Genomic DNA, 22,880 nt, shown 5'->3' on the forward strand with positions numbered 1-22,880 from the left:
TAAATTGGTACTGTGTTTGCTATTCTACAAGCAATAAAAAATTCATTACTTAAGAGAATTATCATGAAAAAACTAGTACTTGCAGTATTAGCGACAGCCGTTTTAGCCGGTTGTAAAACGTCACCAACAGGACGTACTCAAATAGCGCTTTACTCAGATCAACAAATGAGTGAAATGGGTACTGCTAGCTTTGCCGAAATGAAAGCATCTCAGCCAATAAATAAAGACGCTAAAACAAATTCTTATGTAAATTGTATTGCTGAAAAAGTAGTGGCTGTATTACCAAAAGAATACGCGTCGCAAAATTGGGAAGTAGTGGTATTTGAAGATGAATCTGCTAACGCTTTTGCATTACCTGGGGGTTACATTGGGGTTCATACGGGCTTATTAAAAATAGCCACCAATCAAGACCAATTAGCAACAGTACTAGGGCACGAAGTAGGGCACGTAATTGCTGAGCATTCTAATGAGCGTGTATCACAAAGCTCTATTTTAGATACCGGTATGCAGCTTGGTAGTGCTGCACTTGAAATGGGTAATATTCAATACCGTAACGAAATTATGCAAGGCTTAGGTTTGGGCGCACAATATGGAGTTGTTTTACCATTTAGCCGCTCTCACGAATCAGAAGCCGATACTATAGGTCTGGATTTAATGGCACAGGCGGGGTTTAATCCACAAGAGTCGGTTACACTTTGGGAAAATATGAGTGCAGCGGGCAGCGGTACAACCCCTGAGTTTTTATCTACTCACCCAGCGCCAAGTAACCGTATTAAAAATCTACAAGCGCAAATGAGTAAAGCACTTAGCGAGCAAAGCACTGCTAAAGCACAGGGTAAAAACCCACAATGCACACTGTAGTTAAGCGCTTTACTATCTGAAGTAGTGTACGTTTAGTATTAATGCGTAATTAAAATAAAACCCCTGTAAGTATTTTACCTACAGGGGTTTTATTTTAGTTTTTAAGCGTGGTTATTCAGCAGCAAGTGCTTGTTTAAATACATTTTTAAAGCGTTCGAAATCTTCAATGTGCGGCAGGTGCCCTAAATTATCCAGTTCAAATAATTGTGCGTCAGGGATAAGTGTTGCAGCGTGTTTGCCTAATTTATCATATCGACCAAGCTCGTAATCAACACCGTCTTTTTTCCAGTTACGGCCAGGGCCGGTTCTATCGCGTGTACCAATAATTAATTTAACCGGTACTGCTAAATCTTTAAATTCGGTTATTACAGGTTGAGTGAAAATCATATCGTATGTTTTTGCATTTACCCATGCCATTTGTTCTTTATCTGGGCCTTGTATTTGCCCTGTTATAAAGTCGGTTAGGGCTGAATATGTGGTATTCCACTTACCATCGTAGTAATTTTTTTGTTGGTATTTTCTTACGCCTTCTGGCGTTTTTGAAAATTCGTTTTTATAGAAAAAATTTGTATCTTTGTAATCAACATACTGCAGGTAGTTTTCAAGCCCAATAGGGTTAAGTAAAATTAATTTACTAGTTGTGTTTGGGTACATTAGTGCAAAACGACTCGCTAGCATCCCACCCATAGAGTGCCCTAATACAATTGACTCTTTTATATTAAGTGAGTCCATTAACGCATGAGTATGATGAGCAAGAGCCGCAAATGAATACTGGTAATTAGTTGGTTTAGATGATTTTCCAAAACCAATTTGATCAGGAATTAATACGCCGTAGCCTAAAGATTGCAGGTATTGCGCAGTGGTAGTCCAGTAATCTGCATTAAAATTTTTGCCGTGCATAAGCGTCACTGTAGGCATGTCGGATTTGGTAGGCTTTAAGTAAATATACGCCATTTTAAGGGACTGTTTTTGTGACTCAATGTTAAAGTAATTTACTTTAAAGTCGTACTGATAACTGCTTAAAAGTGCATCATAAGAAAGTGAAGAGGTATCTTGCGTTGTGCTCGCTAATGCATTGTTTGTTAATAACAATAAAGTAGAAAAGCAAATAACTTTAATCGACGACATTTGGTTACTCCAATTAAGGACAAATAATATGAGCTCTAATATATAAAACTCAGAATAATTCATTATAGTAACCAAACATTAAGTACTATTCAATTGAGGCTTTGTCATGCTCAACGTTGTTTAATTTGGAGATGAAAAAAGCGAAGCTAAAATAGAGCTTCGCTTATTAATGTAGGGTAAAACGAGTATCGTTAAAGCTTAAAACGTCCACTCAATATGGATTTGTGGCACTGACTCAGTGACTTCAGTACCTAGTTTATTGTGCCAGTATTGTAATTCCATACCCAACAGTAGTGTGTTTTCTTTCATTTGAAGAGCGTGGCCCATATCCCATACTAAAATAGGCTGTGCGAGTATCCACGCCTCTACATCGTTACCAAATTCATCTTCACGCTCTGCAATGTATTCAGCGTGGCCTTTAAAGCTAAATTTTTGTGAGCCAATAGTGAAAGGGTATTCAAAGGCAACATCAAGCATCCAGCTATTTGTTTCAATAGGAGCCCCGCCTTTTGCTACACCTTCACTATCGTCAATGTAAGCTGTGAACAGCGTTTGAAAAAAGTTAAACCCAGGTACATCCCAGCTTAATTTAACACCAGGCAAGTATTTCATTACTTTAGCGTCGCCAGCAACGTTAATACCACCGGTAAGGCCCACATCTAATAATGCGCCTGCGCCAATTTTTTCGCCGCTAATGGCCGATAAGCTTACCGTTGAATACCACTCACCATAAAAATCAGCATCTTGGTAACCATCATCGGTATCGTCTTTACTGTAATCGATAAAAAAGAAGTTATCGCCGTAATCGTAACCCGATGCATGTTGAACCGAGTAAACAGTGGTGTTTGACTCTTGCTCAGTGAATGGGTTTTTTTGGTCGCCATTATTAATATGTAGTGCTGTGCTGCTCCAATTAGCCGCAAAAGCAGAAGACGATAAAGCAATTGATGTAAAAGTAACGAGAGGAAGTAATTTTTTAAATTTCATATCTGTATTTAACTATAATTTTAGTGACACGCGAAGGCGCGCATTATAGCAAAAGTGATTGATATGTAGAGTATTATTTTAACATATGTTGCAGCTTACTTATTAAGCTGCAACATAGTGTCGGTGTTTAAACTATGCTTTATTACGGCGTAAGCAAATAACTGCAATGGCTGTAAATGCTAAAATAAAGCAGTAATAAGAAGACGTTGATACTTCCCACGGGCTAATTTTAAACGTAGCACCTAATAACAATGCTTGGGCACCGTATGGCAATGAACCCTGTGTAACACAGGCAAATATATCAAGTAAACTGGCAGAGCGTTTACCGCTTATTTCACCGTCATCTGCTAGCTTTTTAGCAATAGGACCCGCGACAATAATAGACACTGTGTTATTAGCAATACATACATTACTTGTTAAAACTAACGCAGCGATACCTAATTGATCTGCCACTTTACGGTGCCATTTTGCAATGATTTTAGTAATCGCTTGAATTTTTTGAGCAATGTAATCAAGACCACCGTTGATACGAATAAATTCAGATAAGCCACCAATAAACATAGAAAGTAAAAATATTTCCTGCATATCAGTAAAGCCTTTGTAAATGTCTTTTACAAAGCTTGCGCCTTCGTAACTACCGGTAAAGCCCATTAATGCGGCAAAAATAATACCGCTAAACAACACTACAAATACGTTCAAGCCGGCAACTGCTAACACTAAAATAAAGGCATAAGGAAGTACTAACCAAATATCATAATCTTTAGTTTCAACTACTTGTGCAGCAGGTGTTAAATAAAACAACAGGGCGATTGTTAGAATGGCTGCAGGGACTGCAATTTTAAGATTTTCTTTAAACTTGTCTTTCATTTCACAGCCCTGCGTGCGCGTAGCTGCAATAGTGGTGTCCGAAATAATAGATAAGTTATCGCCAAACATAGCGCCAGATACAATCGTACCGGCCATTAATGCTGGGTCTATACCTGTTTTAATTGATACCGCATAAGCGATAGGGCCAATGGCGCCAATCGTACCCATTGACGTTCCCATTGCAGTAGAAACAACAGCCGCAATTAAAAACAAACCAGGGAGCAATAACGAAGGTGGAATAAGCGATAAGCCTGCATTTACTACCGCATCTACACCACCGGTTGCACTTGCCACAGCCGAAAAAGCACCTGCAAGTAAGTAGATTAAACACATGGTAATAATATTGTTGTGTCCGGCACCTTTAATAAAGGTCTCTACACATTGGTTTACCGTGCCTTTATTTAAAATAAACGCAAGCATGATGGCGGGCAATATAGCAACAGGTGCAGGTAGTTGGTAAAAAGCATAATCAACCCCTTGCGATTGCAAATACAAACCTGAGCCTAAAAATAGCGCTACAAAGGTAAGTAGGGGAAGTAAAGAAAGTATTGCTTTGTTTTTATTAAATGATGGCTGCATCATAATCCTCATAACCAGTAAAATTTATCACAGCCAAAACTCCTCTTTTAGCTGAATTTAGCAGTACAACTTTTTATTTTAAAAAGTTGTTAGCCGCAGCGTCCGCAAGCCAAAGACCAAATCGACGCGAAAGAGAAGCTTAAATGTATAGATGGCTAAAGTAAACTGGTATTGTTATTATTATTAAATTAAAAGGTCACCTGACTATTGCATGACTTTTAGATAATATCTATAAAGCAACGCGATTTTCAGCGATTAATATTTATCCAACTGCATAAAAATACCCACCTGCGTATTTTGCAATGTCCGGATATATAGCTAATAAACGGATTCAAATTAAATTAGGTAAAAACCATGACTACAAATCGAATAGGTGTTTTTGGTGCTAACGGCAGAATGGGCTTAGCCCTATTAGAAGCCGCGACAATTAAAGAGCAAACACAACTTACAGGCGCATATGTTCGTAGTGGTTCATCGCTATTGGGCATTAATGTAAATCAAGTAAATAGCGCAGCCGATAACAGTGTTAGCTTTAGCGACGAAAGTACAATAGATGATGTAGATGTTTTAATCGACTTTACGCTGCCAGCGGGTATGAAAAACCATTTAAAAACAGCTGTTGCACAAAAAATCCCTATGGTAATTGGCACAACAGGTTTAACAAATGATGATATGGCGCTATTACACGATGCCGCTAAACATATCCCTATTGTATTTGCGCGAAATTACAGCGTAGGTGTCAATGTATTACTTAACCTTGTGCAAACTGCAGCGACTAAATTTGGTGACGATTTAGATATCGAAATATTTGAAGCGCATCACCGTCATAAAATAGATGCACCATCGGGTACTGCACTGGCAATAGGTGAGTCAATCGCGCAAGCGAAAGGCTGGGATCACGACGAGGTTGCGGTATATGACCGAAGCCAAGTAGAAACAGCGAAATCTCAAAATGAGATTGGTTATTCTGTCCTAAGAGGGGGCGATATAGTAGGTGAACATACCGCATACTTCGCTACAATGGGCGAAAGGCTTGAATTAACACATAAAGCAAGTTCGAGAATGACGTTCGCTCTAGGTGCTATAAGGGCTGCAAGCTGGTTAAAAAACAAACCTGCTGGACTTTATGATATGCAAGATGTGCTAGATCTTAAGTAGTTTAGTTGCTATTTTAACTGTTTGGGTCTAATTTCACCTACAGTGACTTATTTGTAACAATTAACCAAATAATGTTAGACCTAAATAGCAACTTCATGTAATATGCAGCCAATTTGCCAAAAATTACTAAATGCGTGTTTCCAATTATACCCAAGTGGCTAGTAAATCCAGGGTTTCAGTGGGAATGAAAATAGTTTTAGGCAAGAAAAATGATTGAAGGTTGAATGCTTTACATCTGCATCATTTAAGACTGCGTAAAACAATTTAAGCTCACAAAAATCTGGTTTTGACGATCCCTCTGGGTATTGGCGGGGTGTTAGGCAATTGCTTACTCCCGTTTTTTACTGTTAGGAGGTTTAACTTGACTAAATCCGCTCTGTTAGTCCTAGAAGACGGCACAGTGTTTCGCGGTACTGCAATCGGCGCTGACGGCATGTCAGTCGGTGAAGTGGTATTCAATACGTCTATGACTGGTTATCAAGAAATTTTGACTGATCCATCATACGCGGAACAAATCGTAACTTTGACGTACCCACATATCGGTAATACGGGTACCAACAGCGAAGACGAAGAAGCGAATCAAATTTGGGCTAAAGGCCTAGTGATCCGTGATTTGCCACTGCTAGCAAGTAACTTTCGTAACGAGCAATCGTTAGATGATTACTTAAAAGAACGTAATATTTTAGGTATTGCGGACATCGACACCAGAAAGCTAACTCGAATTTTGCGTGATAAAGGCGCACAAAACGGGTGTATTGTTGCCGGTGACGAGCTAGACGAAAATAAAGCGTTACAAGCCGCGCAAGCCTTCCCGGGCTTAAAAGGTATGGATTTAGCAAAAGTTGTCTCAACCAAGGAAAATTTTGAGTGGCGCGAATCAAGCTGGACATTAGGTGAAGGATTTAAAACCCTTGACGCTGCTGATGAAAAGTTTCATGTTGTTGCCTACGACTTCGGTGTAAAACGTAATATTTTACGTATGCTTGTAGACCGTGGTTGTAAACTTACAGTAGTACCAGCGCAAACTTCAGCCGCTGACGTACTTGCTTTAAACCCTGATGGTATCTTCTTATCTAATGGCCCTGGTGATCCTGAGCCTTGTACTTACGCTATTGAAGCCATTCAAGCCTTTTTAGAAACCGACACACCTATTTTTGGTATCTGTTTAGGTCATCAGTTATTAGCCCTTGCCTCAGGTGCTAAAACAGAAAAAATGAAATTTGGCCACCACGGTGGTAACCACCCAGTTAAAGACCTAGACCGTAATGTAGTTATGATCACAGCTCAAAACCATGGTTTTGCAGCTCAAGAATCAAGCCTACCAAGTACGCTTCGTGCCACGCATAAATCGTTATTTGATGGAACGCTTCAAGGTATTCATCGTACTGATAAGCCTGCGTTTAGCTTCCAGGGTCACCCTGAAGCAAGTCCAGGTCCACACGATGCAGCACCATTATTTGACCACTTCATCGATTTGATGCAAGCGCGTAAACACTAATTTAACTGGAGTAATAATGCCAAAACGTACCGACATAAAAAGCATTCTTATCTTAGGCGCAGGCCCAATTGTAATTGGTCAAGCTTGTGAATTTGACTACTCTGGTGCTCAAGCGTGTAAAGCACTTAGAGAAGAAGGCTATAGAGTTATATTAGTTAACTCAAACCCTGCAACTATCATGACCGATCCTGAAATGGCCGATGCTACCTACATCGAACCAATTCACTGGGAAGTGGTAGAAAAAATTATTGAAAAAGAAAAGCCAGATGCAGTACTGCCTACAATGGGTGGTCAAACAGCATTAAACTGTGCACTTGATTTAGACAAGCACGGTGTATTGGCTAAGCACGGCGTTGAGCTAATTGGCGCAACGGCGGATGCAATCGACAAAGCAGAAAACCGTGAACGCTTTGACGTAGCAATGAAAAACATTGGCCTTGAATGTCCTCGTGCTGAAATTGCTCACTCAATGGAAGAAGCTAAAGATACAATGAGCCGAATTGGCTTACCATGTATCATTCGTCCTTCTTTCACCATGGGTGGCACCGGTGGCGGTGTTGCTTACAACATGGAAGAGTTTGAAGAAATTTGTGAACGTGGTTTAGACTTATCACCAACAAACGAATTATTGATTGATGAATCACTGATTGGTTGGAAAGAGTACGAAACAGAAGTTGTACGTGATAAAAACGATAACTGTATTATTGTTTGTACCATTGAAAACTTTGACCCTATGGGTGTTCACACTGGCGATTCAATCACCGTTGCACCAGCGCAAACGCTAACCGACAAAGAATACCAAATTATGCGTAACGCCTCTATGGCGGTATTACGTGAAATTGGTGTAGAAACTGGCGGTTCTAACGTGCAGTTTGGTATTAATCCTGAAGATGGCCGTATGGTTATCATTGAGATGAACCCACGCGTATCACGTTCATCTGCACTTGCATCAAAAGCAACGGGTTTCCCAATTGCTAAAATTGCTGCAAAGCTAGCAGTAGGTTACACGCTTGACGAGCTTCAAAACGATATTACTGGCGGTAAAACTCCAGCATCTTTTGAGCCTTCAATCGATTACGTTGTAACAAAAATTCCTCGCTTTAACTTTGAAAAATTTGCCGGTGCTAACGACCGCTTAACTACGCAAATGAAATCAGTTGGCGAAGTAATGGCGATTGGTCGTAACCAACAAGAATCATTACACAAAGCATTACGTGGTCTTGAAGTGGGCGCAACAGGTTTTAACCCAATAGTTGCACTTGATGACCCTAAAGCTAAAGAAAAAATCATCCGCGAATTACGTGAGCCAGGTGCTGAGCGTATCTGGTACATTGCCGATGCAATGCGCCATGGTATGAGCGTTGATGATGTTTATGAGCTGACTAAAGTTAATCGCTGGTTCTTAGTACAAATAGAAGATATTTTAAAAGACGAAGCAAAAATTGGTGAAGTAGGTATGGCTGGTTTAAATGCCGACTTCCTACGTAAACTTAAACGCAAAGGTTTCGCAGATCCACGTATAGCTGAAATTGCTGGTGTATCTGAAGCTGAAATTCGTAAAAAACGTCACCTATTAAACATCGTGCCAGTATACAAGCGTGTTGATACGTGCGCCGCAGAATTTAGCTCAGACACAGCTTACATGTACTCATCTTACGATGAAGAGTGTGAAGCAAACCCAACAGATAAAGACAAAATCATGGTTATTGGTGGCGGTCCTAACCGTATCGGCCAAGGTATTGAATTTGATTACTGTTGTGTACATGCCTCGCTTGCGCTTCGCGAAGACGGTTATGAAACAATTATGGTTAACTGTAACCCTGAAACGGTTTCTACCGATTACGATACATCTGATAGACTATACTTTGAGCCAATTACACTTGAAGACGTACTCGAAATCGTACGTGTTGAAAAGCCAAAAGGCGTTATCGTGCAGTACGGTGGTCAAACACCACTTAAATTAGCACGTGAGCTTGAAGCGAATGGTGTGCCAGTAATTGGTACTTCACCTGATGCGATTGACCGTGCAGAAGATCGCGAACGTTTCCAACAACTTGTTGAGCGTTTGAACTTACTTCAGCCAGAAAATGCAACAGTAACTTCAACTGAAGAAGCACTACTTAAATCAGTCGAAATTGGTTTTCCACTCGTTGTACGTCCGTCGTATGTACTAGGTGGTCGTGCAATGGAAATTGTATACGATGAAGACGATTTACGTCGCTACATGACTGAAGCTGTATCTGCATCAAACGAAGCACCTGTATTACTGGACCGTTTCTTAGATAACGCAATTGAAGTTGACGTTGACGCAATTTGCGACGGTGAGCAAGTAATTATTGGCGGTATCATGGAGCACATTGAGCAAGCCGGTGTTCACTCTGGTGACTCAGCATGTTCATTACCAGCACATTCTTTATCGCAAGAAGTGCAAGATGTAATGCGCAAGCAAGTAACCGATATGGCGCTTGAGCTTGGTGTTGTTGGCTTAATGAATACACAGTTTGCTGTAAAAGATGGCAAAGTGTACTTAATTGAAGTTAACCCGCGTGCCGCACGTACTGTACCGTTTGTATCAAAAGCAACCGGTGTAGCGCTTGCAAAAGTGGCGGCTCGTTGTATGGCGGGTCAGTCTTTGGCAAGCCAAGGTATTACTAAAGAAGTGATCCCTCCTTATTACAGCGTTAAAGAAGTTGTTTTACCATTTGCTAAGTTTCAGGGTGTGGATCCAATTCGTGGCCCTGAGATGCGCTCAACGGGTGAAGTGATGGGTGTTGGTGATACTTTCGCCGAAGCATTCGCAAAAGCACAATTAGGTGCAAGCAACACTTTACCACGCGGTGGTCGCGCGTTATTATCTGTTCGTAATAGCGATAAGCCACGCATTGTTGAATTAGCCAAGATTATGACCGACTTAGGTTTTGAACTTGACGCAACGGGTGGCACGGCACAAGCTCTTGAAGAAGCTGGCATTGAAGTACGACGTGTAAACAAAGTATATGAAGGCCGCCCGCATATTCTTGATTATATCAAGAATAAAGAGTACAGCTATATCGTTAATACCACCGAAGGTCGCCAAGCGATCGAAGATTCGAAGGTGTTACGTCGTGGTGCATTGCAAAATAAAACCAACTATACGACAACCTTGAACGCGGCTTTTGCTAACTGTACTGCTAACAAAGCAGATGACCGTAGTAAAGTAACGTCAGTTCAAGAGCTACACCTGCGATTGAACTAAGGAAATGTGCCAAGGCCAACTAGGGCCTTGGTGTTAAGTGAGAAAAGTATGCAATCAATTCCGATGACAGTTCGTGGCGCAGATTTACTGCGCAAAGAGCTTAACGAATTAAAAACAGTTACCCGTCCAAAAATTATAGCCGACATTGCTGTTGCGCGTGAACACGGTGACTTAAAAGAAAACGCTGAGTACCACGCTGCACGTGAGCAACAGGGTTTTTGTGAAGGTCGTATTCAAGAAATTGAAGCTAAACTTTCAAATGTTCAGATAATCGACGTAACTAAAATGCCAAATACGGGCAAAGTTATTTTTGGTACTACCGTAACTATAGTAAATGTAGATACGGATGCTGAAGTGAAATACCGTATTGTAGGCGATGATGAAGCAGATATTAAAAACAACTTAATTTCTGTTAATTCACCGATTGCACGTGGCTTAATTGGTAAACAAGTAGACGATGCAGTGTCTATCCAAACGCCAAAAGGTATCGTTGAGTACGAAATCATTGAAGTTGAGTATCTTTAACGCATAACTCACTTTAACGTTTTAAATAAAAACCGATGTATTTACATCGGTTTTTTTATGCCTTAAATAAATCACTATACTGATAAGGGTATTCATATTGCATAAAGAGTAAGCATGATGATATAGGTACATAATCACTTCATTAAAAGGAACACTCAATGGCTAATATACTTTACCCAGCGCCTTTAAAAGTAGGCTCTAAAATTGCTATTTGCTCGCTTTCATCTGGGCTAAAAGAAAAGTATCACGGACGCTTAGATATTGTTATAAATGGACTAAAACAACGAGGGTATAATGTTGTTGAAGGCGAGTTTTTACGTCAAAACAAACCACGTGAACAGCTTAATGCTAAAGCGCATGCTAAGCAGCTAATGGGTTTTTTATTAGATGATGAAATAGATGCGATTATGCCGCCAATGGGTGGTGAGCTGGCAATGGAAATACTGCCACTACTTGATTTTAAAGCTATTAAAGAAGCAAAGCCTAAGTGGTTAGTTGGTTTTTCTGATGTGAGTACTATTGCATGTGCACTCACTGCTAAGTGCCAATGGGCAACCCTTCACAGCGCCAATCTTATGCAGTTACACCCAGATGAAAAAAATCCGTACAGCTTACAAATATTTGAAACTCTGACCTACGAAGCCGGTAGTAAATTTGAGCAAGGTCCTTCTTCTTTATACCAAAAAAATAAGCCTAATTACGCGCAAAGTCCGAACGAATTACTCAGCCCGAGTGAGCCCACAAACTGGCAATGTTTAAACTACACAGATAAACGTACCATAGAAATGTCTGGCCGGTTATTTGGTGGGTGTTTAGATACCGTAGGTTTATTGCTCGACTCGCCATTTTTAGCGCTGCATGAGTTTAAAAAGGACAGTGCGCCCGAAGGGCTTATTTTATACCTCGAAAACTCAGAACTTACACCAACAACCGTTGCACGATTTTTACTGTCATTAAAATTAGCCGGAATATTTGATGATATCAATGGCTTGGTTTTAGGGAGAAGTGAAATAACACAAGGTCATTACGATGCCTTTGATTATCGCCATGCGTTAGATGTAGCGCTAGGTGGGTGTTTATTTCCTGTAATTTTTGATGCGGATATAGGGCACGTTCAACCTAACTTAAATTTGGTAAATGGTGCTACCTGTACGCTAGTTGCTGATATAAACGAAGGTATAGTAGATCGCGCATCGTTAAATATTCAACTTTCGTAGTTTTTATTGTATTTAGTTTTGAAAAACAAATAAATACAAGCGTATAATATGCCTACAGTAAGTGCTAATGCTTACTGTAAATTCTCAGGGCGGGGTGAAATTCCCCACCGGCGGTATGTTTAATATTTTTTATGACTTAAACGAGCCCGCGAGCGCTTTATTTAACTTATTTTAGGTTAAGTAAAGGTCAAGCAGATCTGGTGAGATGCCAGAGCCGACGGTTACAGTCCGGATGAAAGAGAATATGGCTTATTATACTAAAACCAATTTTATTAAAGACATGACCGTTGTATCGCGTTAAGTGAGCTATTTTCTTTGCGCTATAATTAGTCACTAATTTAATGTTATTGGTATAACAGTGTGCGCTGCATTTTGCTGCGTGCTTTTTGTTATTTTATTTAAGCTATTTTGGTAGTGATCGCTTTAAATTTAAGTGATGTATTACTGATCCTTTCACAGTCCTGAATCTATTATTTTTATTTGGAATATAATGATGATTCAGTCTCTACTTACTCAATTCGGCGAAAGCCATACCCGCGTACAAAGCGCCATCACTGCACTACAGCAAGGCCAAGGCGTACTTGTTGTTGATGATGAAAACCGTGAAAATGAAGGCGACTTTGTTTTTTCAGCTGAGCATTTAACGACTTCTCAAATGGCCGAAATGATCCGCGAAGGCAGCGGTATTGTTTGTTTATGCATGGGGGATGAGCGCATTAAACAGCTCGACTTACCGCAAATGGTAGCTAACAATACGAGTCAAAATAACACCGCTTATACAGTCACTATTGAAGCTAAGCATGGCGTAACAACAGGAGTGTCTGCTGCTGATAGAGTAACTACTATAAAAGCAGCGACAGCGGATAATGCAAAACCAAGTGATTTATCGCGCCCAGGGCATGTATTTGGTTTAAAGGCACAAACGGGTGGCGTATTAGTGCGTCGCGGTCATACCGAAGCATCCGTTGATTTAATGCAACTTGCCGGCTTAAAACCATTTGGCGTAATTTGCGAACTAACAAATCCTGATGGTTCAATGGCGCGCTTACCTGAGGTGAGTGATTATGCTAATAAACATAGTATGACCGTGGTTTCTATTGAAGATTTAGTGCAATACATTCAGGCTGCACAGCGCAAAGTAAGTTAAACTGCTTTAAAGCAAAAAAACCACTTATTTAAATAAGTGGTTTTTTAATATTGTTATCATTTAAGTTTATAACGTATTACTTATAAAACCTGAATAACTTGCTCTTTTGCTAAGCGAGATTTAGGTAATTTAGCATTATAATCTTCAGCGCTATCATGATAGCCAAGTACTAATGCGACGTCGCATACGTAACCGTCAAGTTCTTTTTCAAAGACTTCGCCAATCAGCTCGGCATCTACGCCTTCCATTGGGGTTGAATCAATGCCTAAACGTGCAGCGGCATGCATAGTGTTACCTAGTGCAATGTAAGTTTGTGCTTTAGTCCACTCTTCATTAACGCCTTGCTCATCAGTATTCATATCAACAAACGCATAAGCACCAAAAGCTTGTTCGCGATTTTCTGCTTTAGTACGACCATTTTTAATATCTGCATCAATAACTTGTGCGTAATCATCGCGGGTATATTTAGGGTTGTGAGCAAATAATATTATATGCGACGCTGTTTTAATATGTGGCTGGTTAAACGCAAATTTATTAGCAAATGTACTGTGCATACGCTCTTTGGCTTCATCTGATTCAATTACGATGAATTTCCAAGGTTGCGAGTTAATTGATGATGGAGATAAGCGCATAGCTTCGTAAATAACTGCTAAATCGTCTTGAGATACACGTTTCGTTGCATCGTAACGTTTTGCTGTGTAACGCTTTTCTAAGTCATTAATAATAGGGTGGGTCATTGGTTTCTCCAAAATAAATAAGATTAGCTGTACAAAGTATTCGTCATTTACTTTATGTATAAATAATACAGCTTGCTTTGCATTAAATAAATCGCATAATCATTGAATCATTATCAAATATAAATAGATAATATGAATATAGAAGATTTAAAACTTATTTTAAAAGTCGCTGAGTTTAGAAGCATTACGCTTGCAGCTGCTAAATTAGATATGCGTACAGCCACAGCAAGCGCTGCTATTAAGCGTGTTGAGTCTGCGCTTGGTAGTGAACTATTTGTTCGTACAACACGTCATTTAAGGTTATCGGCTGCTGGGGAGCGCTACATACCACAATGTGAGCAGGCTTTAGCAGTACTTGAACTTGCAAAGCAAAACCTTAAAGGTGAACATGACGAAATCGAAGGGGAGTTACGTGTTGCACTTTCATCTGATTTGGGGCGCAATTTAGTGATCCCATGGATTGATGAGCTCATGGATAGTTATCCTAAGTTAAGCCTACGAACACATATAAGTGATAGTAATATCGACTTTTATCGTGACTCAGTTGATATAGCACTTCGTTATGGCTCGCCTAATGATGCAAGTGTTTATGGTTTTAAAATTTGTAACGTACCACGCTTATTATGTGCAACTGACGAATACCTCTTACAAAACGGGACTCCCGTGCATCCTGATGATCTAGCGTCGCATCAAGGTTTGTTTTATCAGTTGCAGGATATTATAAATAATACGTGGGAATTCAGTGATGGTGAGTCAAAATATAAAGTTAAAATGGGTGGCAGGCGCGCCTCAAACGACGGCGATTTAGTAAGGCGCTGGTGCGTTGCGGGTAAGGGCTTAGCTGTAAAGTCGGCACTTGATATAGCCGACGATTTGCTTAACGACAGGGTGGTTACCGTAATGCCAAATTATCAACATGTTAATGGTGAACTTTGGCTTATTTGCCCAAGTAGGCAGTCAATAACCCCTGCGGTGCGTTTACTACGTGATGCATGCAGAGCAAAATCCCAAGCAATTTTGCAGCAGTTGGTAAATAAAGGAATTATTGATAAAAGCGTACTGAGCTAATTAAGGAAGAGTTATGCAAGTTGATGATATTAGGGTTTTTATTCCCTGTAAAAGCTATGAGCAATCTCAGCGCTTTTATAAAGCGCTTGGATTTAAGATTGAAGATGCCTCAAATGATTTATGTGTGTGTACCTTTGGCGAATGTACGTTCTTTTTACAGCGTTATTATAATAAAACGTTTGCTGAAAACTTAATGCTGCAACTTTGTGTGTTAAATATAGATGAAGCATACGAACTCATTAGTAACCTAAACGGTTTTGACATCCGCTTTGAGGGTATAAAGCAAGAACCTTGGGGTAGCGTTATTTACTTATGGGGACCATCGGGTGAGCTTTGGCACGTAACTGAATTAAATTAAAAATAAAAAGGAATAAATATGAAATTTAATAAATATATAATCATTTTGATGGCGGCCTTACTTGCTTCTTGTAGCTCGTTTATGAGTAACAATACAGGTAAAAATACACAATCTAGTAGCTTAATGGATTTTTTATATCCTGATCAACAAAGCCGTGCTACCTATAAACCTGAAATACCTGTTTTAAAACTCCCTGTTACCGTCGGAATTGCATTTGTACCGTCTAAAAACTGGCAGCCAGACGGGTTAGAGACCCAAAACCAAGTCGAATTACTCGAAAAAGTAAAAAAGTCATTTCTTCAATATGATTACATTGACCGCATTGAAGTTATACCAAGCACCTATTTAAAGGGTGGTGAAGGTTTTGCAACACTCGAGCAAGTAGGGCGACTTTACGATGTAGATGTAATGGCACTGGTTTCATATGATCAAATTACGCAATCTTATGAAAATAATGCAGCCTTACTTTATTGGACAATAGTGGGTATGTACGTTATTCCAGGTAATGAAAATACAATCCAAACCTTTGTGGATACAGCTGTTTTTGATATTAAAAGTAGAAAAATGCTATTTAGAGCACCTGGTATAAGTAAGCTTGAAAAAAGAACAACAGCAATAGGTATTGATGAAACGTTATCTGAAAAGTCGGCTGAAGGTTTTAATCTAGCGGTTAGTGATATGAGTACTAATTTAGATGAAGAACTAGCAAGGTTTAAAACACGTGTTAAAGAAGAGAAAATTGCAAAAGTCGAAAATAAAGATGGCTCCAGCAGCGGTGGATCTTTGAGTATTTATATACTCGTTTTGTTGTCGTTATTAGTTATGCGTAGCAAAAAAGTTTAAAGCAAAAAATAGCTAAGTACTTTAATAATGCCACCTACTTTGAGCAGGTGGCATTATTTTTTATTCGCTAACTTAGCTTAACTTAGCTTTTTATTAAAAAACTCAACGGTACGTTGCCATGCAAGCTCGGCATTGTCCTTATCATATCGACCTGTAGAGTCGTTATGAAATCCATGATTTGCCCCTTTATACATATACATAGTGTACTCAACGTTATTGGTTTTTAAGTCTTGTTCGTACTGTGGCCACGACGCGTTTACACGTTTATCAAGCTCGCCTAATTGAATCATTAATGGTGCTTTAATGTTTTTACGTAAACTTTCGCTGGCTGGAGTACCGTAAAAAGGCACTCCGGCGCTGATTAAATTACTATCTACTGCCGCTAAATAATTAACAATGTAGCCACCAAAACAAAAACCGACAGCGCCTAACTTACCGTTACTGTTAGCATGCGATTTTAAAAAGTGTGCTGCGGCTACAAAATCGTTTTGAATCTTAGCGCGGTCCATGGTTTTTTGCATAGCGCGTCCTTCATCATCGTTACCAGGGTAGCCACCCAGTGGAAAGAGCGCATCGGGCGCAAATGCAATAAAACCTACCTTCGCTAAGCGTCTTGCTACATCCTTTACGTATGGGTTTAATCCACGATTTTCGTGTATCACAAGAACAACAGGGAGCTTACCTTCTATGTTTTTAGGGGTTGCTAAGTAACCCTTGCCTTTACCGTGCCCGTTTGGCGAATCGAATTCTTCGTACGTTGCCGTTATATCGTCATCGTTAAACGACACTTGTTCAGCCAGCGCGTAATTAGGTAATAATGCTGATGTAAGTACAGCCATTGAAAAACCAAGTGCAGCAAGCCCTCCGAGTTTTTTCATAAAAGTACGACGGTCCATTAAACCGTGGGCGTATTCGTCATACCAATCAAAGGCTTCTTGAGGAATGTGATCAGAGGGAGATGTATTCATGGCTGTTCCTTAATTTTATTTTGTTATTTAAATACAATAACGTATTAGGAATAAAAAACGAGCAATATTTTCTCTCTTTTTATCGAATTATTAATAAAGCCCAAATACTTATTCTCTTGAAGATATTTCTTTATTATCAAAATTTAATATGTCCTTTATCGTTAGTTCACTCAAGTTTCTACCATCTTTTAATTTAATTTCTACAGTAGTTAGGATATAAACTTGAATACTTAAAACAAGCATAAATGCTGGCATTAAAATATAGAATAGATGCCCTACATTGTTAGCTTTATATTCTCTTTTAACTGTTTTATAAAAAGAGCTAATATTCAAGTAATATAAGTAGAATGATAACAACAATAAAATAATGCTAATTGATAAGTAGATGTAGCTAAGTGATTCAGATGAATTAGCTCTTAAAAAGCTAATTGTAGATGTATAAAAAATTAGACCGACTAATCCAAAATTTCTAATTGCATCAAAGATATCTTTGATTTTTGTTTTCTCATCGTGCCATTGTGCCATCTTAATAAAGTCTTTTTTGAATGCGAAATAATAACTTACACTTGGTTCATAGTTATTTCAAATAAAAAACTCGGCATAGTATGCCGAGCTTTTTTGGTTAGGATGTTACTTAATTTAGCTATTTGTAGGCGCTGGTTGGGCATCTACTAGTGGTGGCTTGCCACGCATTTTACGTACTAATCGTTTAGCATCTTCTAGTGCAACATACTGGCACGGTATAAGTATCAGTGTAATTACTGTGGCAAATAACACACCAAAAGCAAGTGATACAGCCATTGGGATAACAATTTTAGCTTGTAAACTCGTTTCAAAAATAATTGGCATTACACCAATAAAGGTAGTGATTGAGGTAAGTAATATCGCTCTAAAGCGACGAGCACCGGCTTGCATTACAGCATCCTTAATCGCAACACCTTCAGCGCGTGCTTTGTTTACAAAATCAACCATAACGAGGGAATCATTTACGACCACACCCGCTACAGCAATAATGCCAAACATCGATAAGCTACTCATGGTCATACCTAAAATCATATGCCCAAACATCGCGCCCACTACACCAAACGGAATAACCGACATTATAATAAGTGGCTGCGAGTAAGAGCGAAGCGGAATGGCTAACAAGGCAAATATAATCATCATTGATATACCAAAATCACGAAGCTGCTCTGAAGCGCTATCCATCTCTTCTTGAATGCGCCCAGCTACATCACTTGTAACGCCAGGGTAGCTCTTAAGTAATGTTGGTAAGTATTCATCACGAATTTCTTCTGCAATCGCAAATGGTTCGGCTTTGTCGGTATTTACCGCAGCCCATACGTTTACAGTGCGTTTAGAGTTTTCTCGGCGAATACGGTTTACACCGTCAACAAGCTTAACTTCGGCTACTTCACTTAGCGGTACTTCAGCGCCTGTAGGCGTAATAATACGCACACTTGCTATGTCACTTATTGAGTTACGTTCGTCTTCTGGATAGCGGATCATGACTTTAATTTCTTCGCCTTCACGCAATATTCGCTGCGCTTCTAAGCCGTAGTAACTAAAGCTAACTTGCGACGCTACATCAGCAAGCGTTAAACCCATGCTGTAAGCGAGTGGTTTTAAATCAAGTTGCACTTCGTCGGTAGCGCTTTGCATTGAATCGTTTACGTCGCCAACGCCTTCCATTGTTTGTAATTTGGCTTTTAATTTACCAGCCACTTCTTTTAGCTCGTCAGCATTTTTGCCTTCAAGTTTAAAGCTAACGTCGCCATCATCTCGACCGCCATTCATTATACTGTCTTGAATGGTCATGGTTTTAATGCCGGGTAGAGCGGGCATTTGCTCACGCCATAATGCACTTAGGGCAAAGGTGTCGATAGGGCGTAAATCAGGCTCTACCAAAATGGCCATAATATTTGCTTCAGTTCGTCCGCGAAGGCTTACCGATAAATCGCGGATCATCGGTTTACCGTATTGCTCTTGTAGTTGCTGATCGACCTGTAACAACACGCTTTCTATTTTACGTGCAGTTTCAAGTGTTGCTTGCTCAGATGAGGCAAGGTTCATCTCTATATCAATACGTGGAAAGTCGTGCGGTATTTTAGGGTTTGGTACAAACTTAACTAAACCACCTGCAAACATACCTGCGCTTACAATAAGCAAACACATAAAGCCAACAATTACGGTATAGCGGTAGTGAATACAGCGGCCAACAAAAGGAAGGTAGTAGTTATTCACAAAGCCTTTTAAACCACTATCAATCACCATACGTAAGCGATGTAATAGATTTTTAGGATTTGGTTTACGCGGGTTCATTGCTGCAATATGCGCAGGTAAAATTAGTTTTGATTCAATGAGTGAAAAAATCAAACATAAAATAATCACGCCACCAATGGCCTTAGAAAAAGCAGCGCCAGGGCCTGTTGCCATTGTTTGCGGTAAAAATGCCGCAATGGTAGTTAATACACCAAAGGTTGCTGGCATCGCAACACGTTTAACACCGCGTACTACGTTATCAAGTGTGTGGCCGTATTTTTCTATTTCGGCACTGGCTGACTCGCCCACAACTATGGCGTCATCAACAACAATCCCGAGTACAAGTATAAAGGCAAAAAGAGAGGCTAGGTTAATTGTTACATCTAAAAAGCCAATAGGCATAAACAAAAAGGCGCCCAGAAAAGACACCGGTAAGCCCATCATTACCCAAAATGCTAAGCGTAGCGGTAAAAATAGTGCCAGCACTATCATTACTAACAAGCCACCCCAAATCATGTTATCGACCATCATATCGAGTCGACCTTCAAGGTAGTAAGTTAAATCAACAATAGGAGAGAGCTTAACGCCTGCAGGTAAAAGTGGCTCTTTAGTTGCCATGTAGCTTTTAAGTACTTTTGCTACATCGGTAATGTCTTGATCTTTTGATGCGTTTACTTCAAACGAGAGTGAATTCTTACCATTGTATTTTGAATATTGTAGACCTTCTTCAAAGCCATCATTAATAGTTGCAACATCGCCTAAATAAATTTGTGCGCCATCAGCAAGGGTAATAAGTGGCAGTTTTTCAAACTCAAAACCACGGTAGGCTTGTTTTTCAACACGCATCGAAATATAACCATTTTCAGAGCGTATTTGTCCCGCCGACATATTTGCCGAAAAGTTTTGCACCGCGCCTGCAATATCTCTAAATGTTAAGCCATATTCGCGCAGTTTATCGGGGCTGACTTCTATACCAATTTCGTATTCTAAGCCGCCGTTAAAATTAACAAGGTTAACGTGAGGCAGTGCTTGTAGCTCGTCTTTTATATCGTTGCCAAGCTCTTTTAACTGGTAGTTACTCATGTCGCCGTAAAGCGCGAGTATCATTACCTCTTGCTCAAACTTATCGCGGCGCACAACAGGGCGCTCCATTCCCGCAGGAAAGGTGTTTATTGAATCAACTTGTACTTTAATTTCATCAAGTACTTCTTGTGGATTGTATTGTTCTTCTATTTCAATCCACGCTTGTGAAAAACCACGGTTAGAGTACGTAATTAGGCGTTTAATGCCTTCAATACCTTCGAGGTTTTCTTCAACTTTTATGGTTATGCCTTCTTCAACCTCTTGCGGGGCTGCACCTGGGTAAACTGCTTGTACGCTTATCCAGTTGCTTTCAAACTGTGGGAACATTTGTTTGCGAATGGTCATTGCCATTAAAATACCGCCCACTAATATAAATATCATTAGTAGGTTGGCTGCAACGGGATTTCGGGCAAACCATGCTATTAACCCTGTTTCACGAGTGTTCATGATTATTCCTCTTTCAGCGCAAGTTGAGTTACATCAGTTTTATCAGGCGCAATATCTTCAATTTTTACTGCCATACCTTCAGTTGGGTATTCAAGCGCTGAGGTAACAATTTGCTCGCCATTGTTTAACCCTTGGCTGGCTATAATCATGCCGTTTTGTTCGCGTATAATATTGAGGGTTTTAAACGACAATGTTAAATCGTCATTTAAAATTACAATTTTATTATCTTTAACTAAGTGGTGCGCAACAATAATTGCGTTATCAAGCGGGCGGCCTTCAATGGTAGCATTAATGTACGAACCAAAACGAAGAGGACGTGTTTTATCGCCATAAGGTGTTGCAAGTTGTGCAACCAAGTAGCTCATACGGCTTGTTTGATCAACCACACCTTCGGTGCGAATTACTTTGGCTTGCCACATTGTTTGCTTACCCGCGTATTCTGCGTTAAATGTAACATTTGAGCCTACGCCGCCATTTTTTAAATATTGCAGTTCTTGATCGGCAACCGGTAAACGTACCTCTGCAACTGAGGTTGCACTCAATGCACCAAAACTATTACCTGGGTTTACTACTGAACCCAAGCTAATTGTGCGCTCATTAATAATGGCATCATAAGGGGCTTTAATATAAGTACGCTCAAGATTGCGGCTAGCACGCTTAACACTTGCTTGAGCAGAGCGGTAACGCGCTAATTTTTCTGCCAGCTGTGGTTTTCGTAAATAAAGTTCTGATGCAATAGCGTCGCTTGAGTCTGACTTAATGCGCTCCCACTCAGCTTGAGCGACATGTGCTTGCGCGCGTTCTATTTCAAGTGCTGAGCTTGCTTGTGCTAAACCTGCTTGTGCTTCAATAAAGTCTGCTTCGTAATCATTTGCATCAATTCGTGCTAAAATATCGCCTTGCTTTACAAACGCGCCTTCAACAAATTGATCCGATACCGAAATAACTTGCCCGCTAACTTGTGCTATTAGCTCGGTACGATACTTGGGTTTAACAATGCCGTACGATTTAACATCGAGCGTTATAGAATCTAAAAGTACGCTTTGTGTTGCTACTAAAGGACGTAAATCTTGCTCTGGCTTTTCTTCAGGTGGCTGTTTCATCATCTTAAAGGCTATAGCTAGCGCAATGCCGCCTGCTAAAACAGCGATTGGGAGTATTATTTGTTTTGTAGTAGCCACAAGGCATTCCTTCATAATTGGTGGTGACAGAGCAATAATACGCAATAAAATGTTTACAAGCTGTTTTAAGATGTAACAAAGCATTACATATGTGTGTTACAACTCGCTATGCGACTAATTAAGTTCCTAAAAAGAAATTAAAGTAAGTGTTTTTTATTCAGAGGAAATTATGAAAACCGAATCGATGAATTGCAGGCTAGGCTGCGGCGCATGTTGTATTGCGCCAAGTATTAGTTCGCCTATTCCAGGTATGCCAAATGGTAAAAAAGCCGGAGAGCGCTGTATTCAGCTAGACGAACGTAATTTATGTAAGTTATTTGGTGATGAAAGTCGGCCTAAAGTGTGTAGCGATTTTAGCGCCACGTTTGATGTGTGCGGGTCAACAAACGCGCAAGCCCTAGCGCTTATTACAGAGCTCGAAGAGCTCACTTAGTGAGCTATTAAAATACACATATATTTACACTTATTTATTACTGTGTTTTTATTTTAAGTAATTAAAAGCTGCGCTTTTCACGCGAGCAAGCTCTGCGTTTACCGCCAAAGTGTAGGCTTGTGTTTGTTTTGTAGATACCATCTCTCATTTTAAGCTTCAAGGTCGTATTTAACTTTCTTGGAGCTTAAACGCTTCTTGGTTTTTTATTACATCAAAACATATATGAATTAGCTTTCGCATATTTGCACACACAGCTTGCATTGGTGTTTTACCATTATTTATTAACGTTAACTTGTGTCGT

19 protein-coding genes and 1 riboswitch are annotated in these 22,880 nt (G+C 39.8%); of the genes, 11 read left to right on the forward strand and 8 right to left on the reverse strand.

Annotated features, from left to right (window positions below):
- Positions 1–63 precede the first annotated feature (63 nt).
- Positions 64–861, forward strand: a complete 798-nt coding sequence (locus GQR47_RS06820) for a M48 family metallopeptidase (protein ID WP_039487466.1) — start codon at positions 64–66, stop codon at positions 859–861.
- Between the two features lie 111 nt (positions 862–972).
- Here the strand turns inward: GQR47_RS06820 and GQR47_RS06825 are convergent, their stop codons facing one another.
- From GQR47_RS06825 to GQR47_RS06835, 3 genes are all read right to left on the reverse strand, one after another.
- Positions 973–1,989, reverse strand: coding sequence for an alpha/beta hydrolase (locus GQR47_RS06825; protein WP_024597205.1), 1,017 nt, complete (start codon positions 1,987–1,989; stop codon positions 973–975).
- 198 nt (positions 1,990–2,187) lie between these two features.
- The gene (locus GQR47_RS06830) at positions 2,188–2,976 is read right to left on the reverse strand and encodes a nucleoside-binding outer membrane protein (RefSeq protein WP_024597204.1); all 789 of its coding nucleotides are present in this window, start codon (positions 2,974–2,976) and stop codon (positions 2,188–2,190) included.
- A gap of 132 nt (positions 2,977–3,108) precedes the next feature.
- Positions 3,109–4,422, reverse strand: coding sequence for a Na+/H+ antiporter NhaC family protein (locus tag GQR47_RS06835; RefSeq protein ID WP_004335396.1), 1,314 nt, complete (start codon positions 4,420–4,422; stop codon positions 3,109–3,111).
- Between the two features lie 354 nt (positions 4,423–4,776).
- Here GQR47_RS06835 and dapB point away from each other — a divergent pair, with 354 nt between their 5' ends.
- The 6 genes from dapB (at position 4,777) to ribB (ending at position 13,202) form a co-directional block, all read left to right on the forward strand.
- Positions 4,777–5,580, forward strand: a complete 804-nt coding sequence (gene dapB, locus GQR47_RS06840; RefSeq protein WP_004335398.1) for a 4-hydroxy-tetrahydrodipicolinate reductase — start codon at positions 4,777–4,779, stop codon at positions 5,578–5,580.
- A gap of 361 nt (positions 5,581–5,941) precedes the next feature.
- Positions 5,942–7,078: a glutamine-hydrolyzing carbamoyl-phosphate synthase small subunit gene (carA, locus tag GQR47_RS06845; protein ID WP_004335400.1), complete on the forward strand. Its 1,137-nt coding sequence runs from the start codon at positions 5,942–5,944 to the stop codon at positions 7,076–7,078.
- A gap of 16 nt (positions 7,079–7,094) precedes the next feature.
- Positions 7,095–10,313 carry a carbamoyl-phosphate synthase large subunit gene (carB, locus tag GQR47_RS06850; RefSeq protein ID WP_039487473.1) on the forward strand — a complete coding sequence of 1,073 codons (3,219 nt, stop codon included), beginning with the start codon at positions 7,095–7,097 and terminating at the stop codon, positions 10,311–10,313.
- 48 nt (positions 10,314–10,361) lie between these two features.
- A complete protein-coding gene (gene greA, locus GQR47_RS06855) occupies positions 10,362–10,838 on the forward strand; it encodes a transcription elongation factor GreA (RefSeq protein ID WP_004335404.1) in 477 nt (158 codons plus the stop codon).
- 158 nt (positions 10,839–10,996) lie between these two features.
- The gene (locus GQR47_RS06860; RefSeq protein WP_024597434.1) at positions 10,997–12,055 is read left to right on the forward strand and encodes a S66 peptidase family protein; all 1,059 of its coding nucleotides are present in this window, start codon (positions 10,997–10,999) and stop codon (positions 12,053–12,055) included.
- 76 nt (positions 12,056–12,131) lie between these two features.
- A riboswitch (FMN riboswitch) is annotated at positions 12,132–12,303 on the forward strand.
- A 245-nt stretch (positions 12,304–12,548) separates the two neighbouring features.
- Positions 12,549–13,202 (forward strand): 3,4-dihydroxy-2-butanone-4-phosphate synthase, encoded by a 654-nt coding sequence (ribB, locus tag GQR47_RS06865; protein WP_024597433.1) that lies wholly within the window; start codon positions 12,549–12,551, stop codon positions 13,200–13,202.
- A gap of 80 nt (positions 13,203–13,282) precedes the next feature.
- On the opposite strand, the gene GQR47_RS06870 is transcribed toward ribB, so the two are convergent.
- Positions 13,283–13,939 (reverse strand): nitroreductase family protein, encoded by a 657-nt coding sequence (locus GQR47_RS06870; RefSeq protein WP_004335410.1) that lies wholly within the window; start codon positions 13,937–13,939, stop codon positions 13,283–13,285.
- A gap of 132 nt (positions 13,940–14,071) precedes the next feature.
- Here GQR47_RS06870 and GQR47_RS06875 point away from each other — a divergent pair, with 132 nt between their 5' ends.
- From GQR47_RS06875 to rhlP, 3 genes are read left to right on the forward strand one after another with little or no spacing between them, the layout of a single operon-like run.
- Positions 14,072–15,007, forward strand: coding sequence for a LysR family transcriptional regulator (locus GQR47_RS06875; RefSeq protein WP_024597432.1), 936 nt, complete (start codon positions 14,072–14,074; stop codon positions 15,005–15,007).
- Positions 15,008–15,020: 13 nt separating this feature from the next.
- Positions 15,021–15,365, forward strand: coding sequence for a lactoylglutathione lyase (locus GQR47_RS06880; RefSeq protein WP_024597431.1), 345 nt, complete (start codon positions 15,021–15,023; stop codon positions 15,363–15,365).
- A gap of 18 nt (positions 15,366–15,383) precedes the next feature.
- Complete coding sequence (rhlP, locus tag GQR47_RS06885; protein ID WP_024597430.1) at positions 15,384–16,208, forward strand: rhombotarget lipoprotein; 825 nt, start codon at positions 15,384–15,386, stop codon at positions 16,206–16,208.
- A 77-nt stretch (positions 16,209–16,285) separates the two neighbouring features.
- Here rhlP and GQR47_RS06890 read toward each other — a convergent pair whose 3' ends face one another.
- The 4 genes from GQR47_RS06890 to GQR47_RS06905 all read right to left on the reverse strand — a co-directional run bounded on the left by GQR47_RS06890 (position 16,286) and on the right by GQR47_RS06905 (position 22,146).
- Positions 16,286–17,176 carry a dienelactone hydrolase family protein gene (locus tag GQR47_RS06890; RefSeq protein ID WP_154903939.1) on the reverse strand — a complete coding sequence of 297 codons (891 nt, stop codon included), beginning with the start codon at positions 17,174–17,176 and terminating at the stop codon, positions 16,286–16,288.
- 108 nt (positions 17,177–17,284) lie between these two features.
- On the reverse strand, positions 17,285–17,701 hold the full coding sequence (locus GQR47_RS06895; RefSeq protein ID WP_007581892.1) for a hypothetical protein: 417 nt from the start codon (positions 17,699–17,701) through the stop codon (positions 17,285–17,287).
- A 114-nt stretch (positions 17,702–17,815) separates the two neighbouring features.
- On the reverse strand, positions 17,816–20,965 hold the full coding sequence (locus tag GQR47_RS06900; RefSeq protein ID WP_024603485.1) for an efflux RND transporter permease subunit: 3,150 nt from the start codon (positions 20,963–20,965) through the stop codon (positions 17,816–17,818).
- Positions 20,966–20,967: 2 nt separating this feature from the next.
- Positions 20,968–22,146 carry an efflux RND transporter periplasmic adaptor subunit gene (locus GQR47_RS06905; protein ID WP_024597428.1) on the reverse strand — a complete coding sequence of 393 codons (1,179 nt, stop codon included), beginning with the start codon at positions 22,144–22,146 and terminating at the stop codon, positions 20,968–20,970.
- Between the two features lie 169 nt (positions 22,147–22,315).
- On the opposite strand from GQR47_RS06905, the gene GQR47_RS06910 reads away from it, so the two are divergent.
- The gene (locus GQR47_RS06910) at positions 22,316–22,579 is read left to right on the forward strand and encodes a YkgJ family cysteine cluster protein (RefSeq protein ID WP_008134548.1); all 264 of its coding nucleotides are present in this window, start codon (positions 22,316–22,318) and stop codon (positions 22,577–22,579) included.
- Positions 22,580–22,880 lie beyond the last annotated feature (301 nt).

Source organism: Pseudoalteromonas sp. Z1A2 (genome assembly GCF_011378755.1).
GTDB lineage: Bacteria > Pseudomonadota > Gammaproteobacteria > Enterobacterales > Alteromonadaceae > Pseudoalteromonas > Pseudoalteromonas distincta.